Annotated in this window: 10 protein-coding genes; 9 read left to right on the top strand and 1 reads right to left on the bottom strand. The window is 67.5% G+C overall.

Features of this window, described 5'->3' with window-relative positions; genetic code table 11:
* Window positions 1-481 precede the first annotated feature (481 nt).
* From ACWETB_RS23065 to ACWETB_RS23040, 6 genes are all read left to right on the top strand, one after another.
* The gene (locus ACWETB_RS23065; protein ID WP_452213881.1) at window positions 482-1591 is read left to right on the top strand and encodes a tyrosine-type recombinase/integrase; all 1110 of its coding nucleotides are present in this window, start codon (window positions 482-484) and stop codon (window positions 1589-1591) included.
* Between the two features lie 223 nt (window positions 1592-1814).
* Window positions 1815-2024, top strand: a complete 210-nt coding sequence (locus ACWETB_RS23060; protein WP_005179734.1) for an excisionase family DNA-binding protein — start codon at window positions 1815-1817, stop codon at window positions 2022-2024.
* A gap of 163 nt (window positions 2025-2187) precedes the next feature.
* Complete coding sequence (locus ACWETB_RS23055; protein WP_452213879.1) at window positions 2188-3489, top strand: AAA family ATPase; 1302 nt, start codon at window positions 2188-2190, stop codon at window positions 3487-3489.
* Window positions 3490-3719: 230 nt separating this feature from the next.
* Window positions 3720-4016: a hypothetical protein gene (locus ACWETB_RS23050; protein WP_005179741.1), complete on the top strand. Its 297-nt coding sequence runs from the start codon at window positions 3720-3722 to the stop codon at window positions 4014-4016.
* Between the two features lie 57 nt (window positions 4017-4073).
* Window positions 4074-4244, top strand: coding sequence for a hypothetical protein (locus ACWETB_RS23045; protein ID WP_157227912.1), 171 nt, complete (start codon window positions 4074-4076; stop codon window positions 4242-4244).
* Window positions 4241-4474, top strand: a complete 234-nt coding sequence (locus ACWETB_RS23040) for a hypothetical protein (protein WP_245551988.1) — start codon at window positions 4241-4243, stop codon at window positions 4472-4474. Before ACWETB_RS23045 ends, ACWETB_RS23040 begins: the two co-directional genes overlap by 4 nt.
* Before the next feature lie 429 nt (window positions 4475-4903).
* Here the strand turns inward: ACWETB_RS23040 and ACWETB_RS23035 are convergent, their stop codons facing one another.
* Entirely contained in the window at window positions 4904-5236 is a 333-nt protein-coding gene (locus tag ACWETB_RS23035; RefSeq protein WP_005179755.1) for a hypothetical protein, read from the bottom strand.
* A 14-nt stretch (window positions 5237-5250) separates the two neighbouring features.
* Between ACWETB_RS23035 and ACWETB_RS23030 the strand changes: the two genes are divergently transcribed.
* From ACWETB_RS23030 to ACWETB_RS23020, 3 genes are read left to right on the top strand one after another with little or no spacing between them, the layout of a single operon-like run.
* Entirely contained in the window at window positions 5251-6717 is a 1467-nt protein-coding gene (locus ACWETB_RS23030) for a terminase large subunit domain-containing protein (RefSeq protein WP_005179757.1), read from the top strand.
* Window positions 6714-8051 (top strand): phage portal protein, encoded by a 1338-nt coding sequence (locus tag ACWETB_RS23025; protein ID WP_452213875.1) that lies wholly within the window; start codon window positions 6714-6716, stop codon window positions 8049-8051. The genes ACWETB_RS23030 and ACWETB_RS23025 overlap by 4 nt, the downstream gene beginning before the upstream one ends.
* Entirely contained in the window at window positions 8048-8521 is a 474-nt protein-coding gene (locus tag ACWETB_RS23020; RefSeq protein WP_452213873.1) for a hypothetical protein, read from the top strand. Before ACWETB_RS23025 ends, ACWETB_RS23020 begins: the two co-directional genes overlap by 4 nt.

The following is an 8521-nucleotide window of genomic DNA, read 5'->3' as shown; positions in this document are numbered from 1 at the left end:
CCCGCTCCTTCAGCTCAACGCTGTACTTCCGTGGTGCTGCCATACTCTCCATCCTTCACAGATTCGAGAGCCTCCGACAAACCCGGGGCGATTCAGACCCATCCTGGCGAGGACCTCACGTCCCGTCGGGGCGTCGTGGGGAATTCACATTGTCACCGGGGAGGGAGAACACCCGACAGTCTTATGGCCGACGTGTGACACACCAGGTCAAAGACTCACCGCGTGGGCGCGTTGCGCCTGAACCAACGGGCACGTAGTGGGCACAAACGACGATAACCAGCACATAAGTGCTGGTCAGAACGTCGGGCTGACAGGATTTGAACCTGTAGCGTTTATCGGCCCAGAAACCGGCCTTGACCTGCGGGTATAGGCGCCATTACATGCGTGAATGTCGAAACTCCGATCGGACATAAGCGCACGTGAGACTCGGGAATGTACCCTCGTATTGCGCGTTTATTGCGCGCAATACGAGGAGGCAGAGATGGCACGCAAGCGGCGTGGGTTCGGACGTATTCGCCAGTTCAGGAGCGGCCGATGGCAGGCCAGCTACACCGGACCCGACGGCAACGTCTACATCGCGCCGGCTACTTACGCGGCCAAGGAGGACGCCGAGGGCTGGCTGGCTCTGGAGAAACGCAAGATCGACCTGGAGACGTGGACGACGCCGACCGAGCGCGAGGCCGCCAAGGCCGTCCAGGGCCTCACGCTGCGGACCTACGCCGAGAAGTGGCACGCCGAGACCGCCAACCGTCACAAGCCGAGGACCCGCGCGCTCAATCGCGGCTACCTGGACAACGTGATCTATCCGGGCCTCGGTGATCGCTCGCTCAAGGGCCTGACCGTGGCCGAGATCCGGGAGTGGTTCGCCGGCCTGGAGGACTACCCGACTCGGAATGCCAACGCCTACAGCCTGTTACGGACGATTCTCAACCAAGCCGTGGACGACGAGATCCTGGCCGCCAACCCGGCTCGGGTGAAGCGCGGCGCCGTGAAGCACCGCAAGTCCGAGCCGGTGGCCCTGTCCCCCGCTGAGATCCGGGCCTTGGCCGACGCCATCACGCCGCGCTATCGGGCGTGGGTTCTCCTGGCCGGGTTCTCTGGGCTCCGGTTCGGTGAGCTGACCGCGCTCCGCCGCTCGGATCTCGACATGAGCAAGGACGGTCTGGCCGTCACGGTGGCCCGAGCGGTGACCCGCGTAGACGGGGAGTTCGTCGTGGACCGCCCCAAGTCGCGGGCCGCGCTGCGGACCGTGCCACTCCCCAAGGGGCTGCGGCCGGCGCTGGCCGAGCACCTCAAGACCTACGCACTCCCCGGCCGCGACGGGCTCCTGTTCCCGACGAGCACCGGGGCGATGATGTTCGCCTCCACGTTCCGCTACTCGTTCCAACGCGCCGCCAAGGCCGTCGGCAAGCCCGAGCTGACGCCCCACGGGTTGCGCCACTCGGCCGCCACACTGTTCGCCCAGGCCGGCGCGACCCTGGCCGACCATATGGTCCTCATGGGCCACACCTCGGCCGCGATGAGCGCCCGCTACACACACTCCACAGAGTCCCGGACACGCGGGCTCGTTCAGGGTTTGTGGACGGAATAGGCCCTGTTCGCGCCCGTGTTGACAAACCAAGTCAACACGGGCGCAACGGTTTTCGACGTTAGTCATGGTTGACAGCTAACGGACCTATCGCCTACATTGCTCACTACGCACAAAAACCGTGACTGAGATGCTCCGCCAGGGATACTCAGCACGGCACTCCCGGCGGGGAGCTGCTCCCTAACTGGCGGGTCCACCGACCCCGACCACTGGAGCACACGCCATCATGGCCACCACCAAGAAACCCACTTACGTCTCCCCCTCCCGCGTTGCCGAGGACCTCGGCGTGGACGCGCGAACCGTCCGCCGCTGGATCTCCGAGGGACGCCTGACTGCCGTTCGCCTCTCGGCGCGGTGCATCCGGATCGACACGGCCGAGGTTGACCGGTTCGTCTCCCAGGCCGCGCGCAATATCGGCCCCAACTCCGCCGCGTGACGCGGGACGCACTCACCAACCCATGTAGGACCGCGCCCCGCCCCTCCGAGCTGGAGTTCCAAACCGTGACAACGATATTCGCATTCCTGGCCACCATCGGCCTGGCCTCCCTCTCCTGGGTTGCCGGCCTGGGCATCGGCTACCTCGTCCGAGGTGGCGCCCGATGAGCAGGACGGTCACCCTGTCGGTGACTGAACAATCGGTCGTAATCGAGAACGACGACGTTGCCGACGAGATCGAGACGCTCCAGAGCGCCCTAGATCTTGCGGAGAAGGAGAACGAGCGGCTACGCCCTCGGCGCGTAGGCGAGGTTATGGACGAGGCGCGCGAGGAGCAGCGTCAGCACGCCGTCTCGTGGGGCCGGATCGACCTCGCGGGGATCGTCAACGGCGACGAGCCACCGATCACGCCGACGACCTGGCGCCGAGACGACGGCTTGTTCATGCTCTACCCGGGCCACACGCACTCGGTTCACGGCGAGTCTGAGTCGGGCAAGTCCCTTGTGTTGCAAGCACTTGCGGCCGAGACCGTCAACGCCGGCGGACGGGTCCTGTTCCTGGATTACGAGTCGGACCAGCACTCGGTCGTGTCGCGTCTACGGGAGCTCGGCGCCACCTCCGAGGCCATCATCGGACGGTTCGACTACCGCCGGCCCGAGAGTCGGCCGGATGCCTCAACGGAGGCATGGGCCGAGATCCTGGCCACCGACTACGCCCTCATCGTGATCGACGGCGTGACCGCTTCCCTGGGCACGTTCGACCTCTCGGGCATGAACAACGACGAGGTGAACAAGTGGACGCGGATACTCCCGCGCAAGCTGGCCGAGGCAACCGGCGCCCCGCTGGTCATGGTCGATCACGTCACCAAGTCCGACGACGGCCGAGGTCGGTGGGCCATCGGCGCCCAGGCCAAGATGGCCGACATTACCGGCGCGGCATACACGCTGGAGGTCGTCAAGCATCCCAAGCGGGGCGGCATCGGCAAGCTACGGCTGCGGATCGGCAAGGACCGGCCCGGGTATGTGCGCCCTCGGTGCGCTGAGGGCTCCAGCGGCAACATGCAAGTCGCCGCCGAGGTCGTGGTGGATTCCACGTTCGACTCGCTCTCGGTGACTCTCAAGCTCCCGGAGAAGATGGCCGAGGACGGTCCGCTCACGTCCAAGGGCACGCCTCGGAACGAGGACCTCATGGAGCGGATCTCCGAGGAGATCGTCCGCCGACGCAACGCATGGCTGGACGAGGACGACCGGCACGAACCCGCGTCGTTCCGGTTCTCCATGGACGAGATCGAGAAGTCCGTCAGAGGCCGATCCGCGACCGTTCGTGAGCACGTCAAGACCCTGGCGAACGAGGGCTACATCGAGGCCACCAAAGCCCGGTTCCGGTTCGTCAAGGAGTACCGCCGGCCGAACGGTCCCAGGCCGTTGCAAGTGGTTGACGCGGAGCCCACCAAGGCCACCCGATGACCGCTAACTCGTCCCTCGTCCCAACTCGTCCTGAGGTCGTCCCGGACGAGTTCTCACTCCACTCGTCCGCTCGTCCCGGTCTCTGTACCGGGACGAGGGGACGGGTGAGAAAGCCCAGGTCATTAGCACCTGATTTGAGAGCTCGTCCCGGACGGATTTCTGCCATATCGGGGCCTGGGCTACCCAACTCGTCCAGACCAACAACCCACCGCAACAACTAGGAGGAAACCGTGGCAACACGACCGAAGATTCAGCAGATCCAGATGTTTGAGGGCAACCCTCGGACGAACGCCTGGACGTTCAACAACGCCGACCGAGAAGGGCTCATGGTGGCCGGTTGGGCTTTGGTCAGCTATGGCGATCACGAGGAGGTCCGCCCGATTGTGTGGCTTGGGGACCGACTCCAAGCGATCACCGATCCGGACGCCTACGCCACAACCGAGCTCCTCGTGGACGACGAGCCGCTGACCCATCGGGAGACGCGAGAAGTCATGCGGGAGGAGCTCGACAAGGACCTCGGGATCTGACCCATGACCACCGCAACCAACCCGCCGGTAGGACTCCCAACGACAGAGGAGTCCCCCATGAGCAAGTCAGTAGTGGCGTCGGCCCGGATCAACGGCGAGGCGCGCCACCGTACACAGAACCCGCTCCCGGCCGACAAGCGCACGACCGAGCGCAACCTCGGCGTGGATCGGCGGGGCCTGGACGACGCCCTCGGCCTGGATCTCACGAGAGGAGCTGATGAGTGGTGAGGCCCAAGCCAGGCATACGCACGCCCGAGCAGGTGGCCGAGCGTCTGAGCAGTGACCCGGCCGCCCGTGAGGTGCTGGCCATCGCTGAGTGGGCCGAGGAGTTGCGCAACCTCTGCGACGAGTGGCTGGCCGGCCGTGAGGCCCAGGCCGAGGCCCGATCCGAGCTGGCGCAGGCGCGCGAGTACCGAGCCGAGACCGAGCTCTCCCGAGGAGGCCGTCATGCCTCTTAGTGTCTGCCTCGGTTGTGGTGAACCGGCCGACGGTACGAGGTGCCCGGAGTGCAAGGCAGAGCACGAGCGCACCACCGGCCGGCCTACCCGTGAACAACGCGGCTACGACAAGCGATGGCGTCGGCTCTCCGAGCGCGCCCGCCGGCTCCAGCGGTTCTGCACTGATTGCGGGACCGCCGAGGACCTGACCGCGGACCACTCCCCGGAGGCGTGGGCGCGACGAGCTCGGGGCCTGTCCATACGCCTCCAGGACGTCGAGGTCGTGTGCCGGCCATGCAATAGCCGCCGGGGCCGCGCCAAGCCGCACACGGGCGACTCAGCGCCCAGGGGGGTTACCCCTGGTCAGAGGCCCAGGCCACCCGCAGGTGAGTCAGAGTTTGCGTTTCACATCTCACATAGTGAGACGATGGTTCCAGGAGGTGAACCTTGCTAGTTCCAATCAGAACGGAACGCGGCCACATTCTTGACGTGCTCCAGCGTCTCGGCCTTCTCCGGACCGACCTCGTGCTGGCGAAGTGCGGTGAGCGCGTTCACGACGAGCACCAGTCCCGCGATGATCTCAGTGGAGTTCTTCATCGCCAGACCGGTGAGCTTTACGACGTCCTGCTCAGTGGCCTTCCCGGCGTTCGCCTTGTCAAGCAAGGGCTGCATGTGGCCGGCCACCTTATGGGCAAAGGCGTCGTAGTCGTCGGCCTCATCCTGGAGAATCTCGATTGCTCGGTTGAAGAGAGCGCGTTGTTCCTGGGGCGTCGGTGCGGTCATCCGGAGATGATCTCATGAGGGCCGGACCAAAAGGGACGATCACGGCCGATCCGTTGACGTTTAAGGGCTACCCGAAGGACCCGGCGCGGCGTCGGGAGCGGTTCATCGGCCAGTACCTCGTCGTGCCCAAGGGCGTTGGCGCCCTTGAGCCGGTGAGGCTGCGCACGTTCCAGCGCGAGATCATCCGGGAGGTGTTCCGGCCTGGGGTCCGTACCGGCCTCGTGTCGATCCCTCGGGCCAACGGCAAGACCGCGCTGGCGGCCATGCTGGCGGTGGCCGAACTGTTCGTCGGGCCGGCCTCGGCCGAGGTGCTCGTGGTGGCCTCGGACCAACGCCAGGCCAACATCACCTTGCGCATGGCCAAGCGCATGATCGAGCTCACCCCGGAGTTGGCCGAGCGGGCGCAGATCTTCCGGGACCGTATCGAGGTCCCCCAGAATGACGCCACGCTCACGCCGCTACCGGCCGAGCCCGGAGCGTTGCACGGGCATGACCCGTCGTTGTTGGTCGTGGACGAGCTCCACGTGGTCACCGCCGAGGTCTGGGAGGCCGTCTCGTCGGTCACCGGTAAGCGTCCGGAGTCGCTCACGCTGGCTATCTCTACGCCGGCCAGCTCTACCGATTCGATCATGTGGAAGCTCGTGGCCCACGGCCGCGCCGGCAATGACCCTGCGTTCGCGCTCAAGGAGTTCACCGCGCCCGAGGGTTGCGAGACCGACGACCGCCAGGCGTGGCGCACGGCCAACCCGGCGTTGGCGTGTGAGCGGCCGTTCCTGGCCGAGGACGGCATGGAGGCGGCCCGCCAGACGTTGCGTGAGCCCGTGTTCCGCCAGTTGCGCCTCGGCCAGTGGGTTGGCCAGGTGGATCGGTGGCTCCCGTGGGGGGCCTGGGAGGAGCTGGCGGCCCCCGAGGTCAGCGTGGCGCCGCGTCAGCGGGTCGTGTTGGCGTTCGACGGGTCGGCCTCGGGAGACTCCACCGCGCTCGTCGGCGCCACGCTGGGGCCTCGGCCGCACGTATTCCTGGCCGGCATCTGGCAGAACCCGGGAGATCCACGCTGGCGGGTCCCCCGCTCCGAGGTGGACGCCAAGGTCCGGGAGATGTTCGACCGCTACGACGTCGTGGAGCTGGCCGCCGACCCGTGGGGTTGGCGTTCGGAGATCGAGACGTGGGCGGCACGGCATGGGGAGCGTCGGGTCCTCCAGTGGAACACGGCCCTAGCCCAACGCATGGCGCCGGCCACGGACCGGTTCTACGCGGCCGTCACGACCGGCGGCCTGACCCACGACGGCGCCGAGGAGTTGGCGGTCCACCTCGGCAACGCGGTGGCCAAGTCCACGCCCCAAGGCGACCTCATCGCCAAGGACAAGCGCGGCTCACCGCGAAAGATCGACGCGGCCGTGGCCGCCATCGTGGCCTTGGACCGGGCCGCACACCACACAACCAAGAAAAACCGAAGGCGCGTAAGGAGTTTCGCATCATGACAGACCCAACCAACGCCGAGCTGGACCAGGCTCTCAACGTCCGGGCGCCGGCCCTGCACCGGCTCGGCCAGTATTACTCCGGCCAACAACCGTTGGCCTACCTCTCCCCGGAGGCACGTAAGGCCATCGGCCAGCGGTTCGACCGGATCGCGGTCAACCTCCCCCGTCTGGCGGTCTCGGCCATCGCGGAGCGGTTGCGCGTGACCGGGTTCGCCGGCGCCGACGGCCAACGCCTGACCGAGCTCTGGGCGGCATGGGTTCGCTCGGACCTGGACCAGACCAGTCCCCAGGCCCACCGGGAGGCATTGGCCACCGGTGAGTCCTCGGTGATCGTCTGGGCCAACGCCGCCGGCAAGGCCGTTGCGTCGGTGGAGTCGGGCGCCCAGGTCGCGGTCTACCGTGACGCCGGCTCTCACGAGGTCCTGGCAGCGGTCAAACGCTGGACCGAGCTCCGCCCCGACGGCACAGGGGGCGCCACGCGGTGGGTCATCTACCGGCCCGACCGGATCGAGCACCTGATCGGGGACGGCGCCCAGATCACCGCCGCCAGGGTCGTGCAGACCGTGGACAACCCACTCCTGGCGGTTCCCGTTGTGCCACTGACTAATTCGGACCGACCGCTGGACACGTTCGGCGTCTCGGAGTTCTCCGACCTCATCCCCGTGGTGGACGGAATCAACAAGCTCACCGCCGACATGCTCACGGCCTCGGAGTTCGGCGCCCGCCCGCGTCGGTGGGCCACCGGCCTGGAGCTGGCCGAGGAGGTCCGCCGCGACGAGGACGGTAACCCGGTCCTGGACGAGGACGGGGAGGAGGTCGTGGACGTCGTGAATCCGGTGGGCGACAACGACCGAATGATGGTCAACGAGGCGCCCGAGGGCAAGTTCGGCCAGTTGGCCGGCGCGGACCTCACCGGATACCAGACGGCCGTGGACGTCCTGCTCCAGCAAGCCAGCGCGGTCTCCGGGCTCCCTGGCCACTACCTCGGCCTCAACACGTCGGTGCCGGCATCGGCCGACGCCATCCGGGCCGCCGAGGCCGCGCTCACCGCACGCGCCGAGGCCCGCCAGGCCGTGTTCGGGAGGGCCTGGGAGCAGGTCGGCCGGCTCATCCTGGCCGTCGAGAACGATGGGGAGGTCTCCGACTACGACGTCCGCGTCCGGTGGGCCGACCCCGCTACCCGCTCGGCCGCCCAGGAGGCCGACGCGGTGACCAAGCTCCACGCCGCCGGCATCCTCACCACCGAGGAGGCCCGCGAACGCCTGGGCATCGAGAACCCGGCCGCCGGTCCGAAACCGGCACCCACCACAACCGTGACAGGAGACGCGGCATGACCGACGACAAGACCACCGAGGCCACCGACGAGGCCCAGACCGAGGTGCCGGCCGGCACCGAGGAGACCACCGACACCACTACGGCATCGGCACCCACCGAGGGCCAGGAGCCGACCGACGCCGGCACCGACGCGCCGGCCGAGCCCGAGGGGGACTCGTTCCCTCGGGCATACGTGGAGGATCTCCGCTCGGAGTCGGCCGGCTATCGGACTCAGCTCCGCGCGGCCCAGGAGCGGCTCCACTCCGAGCTCGTCCGCGCCACCGGACTCCTGGCCGATCCGGCCGACCTGGAGTTCGACGCCGCGCACCTGGAGGACCCCGAGGCACTCCAGGCCGCCATCGCGGCGTTGGTGGAGGCCAAACCTCACCTCAAGGCGCGCCAGTTCGCGCCCGGTGGGGCCGCCCAGGGCGCCAAGAACGGCACCTCGGGAGGCGTGGACCTCCTCGGAATCCTCCGCCAGAACGCATAG

The organism is Gordonia sp. NPDC003950, from assembly GCF_053605205.1.
This window is presented reverse-complemented; position numbering and strand designations above follow the sequence as displayed.

Excerpts from the sequence above, each read along its gene's own strand:
- ACWETB_RS23025 (WP_452213875.1), top strand. The coding sequence starts at position 6,714 with ATGACAGACCCAACCAACGCCGAGCTGGACCAGGCTCTCAACGTCCGG.
- ACWETB_RS23060 (WP_005179734.1), top strand. The coding sequence starts at position 1,815 with ATGGCCACCACCAAGAAACCCACTTACGTCTCCCCCTCCCGCGTTGCC.
- ACWETB_RS23045 (WP_157227912.1), top strand. The coding sequence starts at position 4,074 with ATGAGCAAGTCAGTAGTGGCGTCGGCCCGGATCAACGGCGAGGCGCGC.
- ACWETB_RS23055 (WP_452213879.1), top strand. The coding sequence starts at position 2,188 with ATGAGCAGGACGGTCACCCTGTCGGTGACTGAACAATCGGTCGTAATC.
- ACWETB_RS23035 (WP_005179755.1), bottom strand. The coding sequence starts at position 5,236 with ATGACCGCACCGACGCCCCAGGAACAACGCGCTCTCTTCAACCGAGCA.
- ACWETB_RS23065 (WP_452213881.1), top strand. The coding sequence starts at position 482 with ATGGCACGCAAGCGGCGTGGGTTCGGACGTATTCGCCAGTTCAGGAGC.
- ACWETB_RS23020 (WP_452213873.1), top strand. The coding sequence starts at position 8,048 with ATGACCGACGACAAGACCACCGAGGCCACCGACGAGGCCCAGACCGAG.
- ACWETB_RS23030 (WP_005179757.1), top strand. The coding sequence starts at position 5,251 with ATGAGGGCCGGACCAAAAGGGACGATCACGGCCGATCCGTTGACGTTT.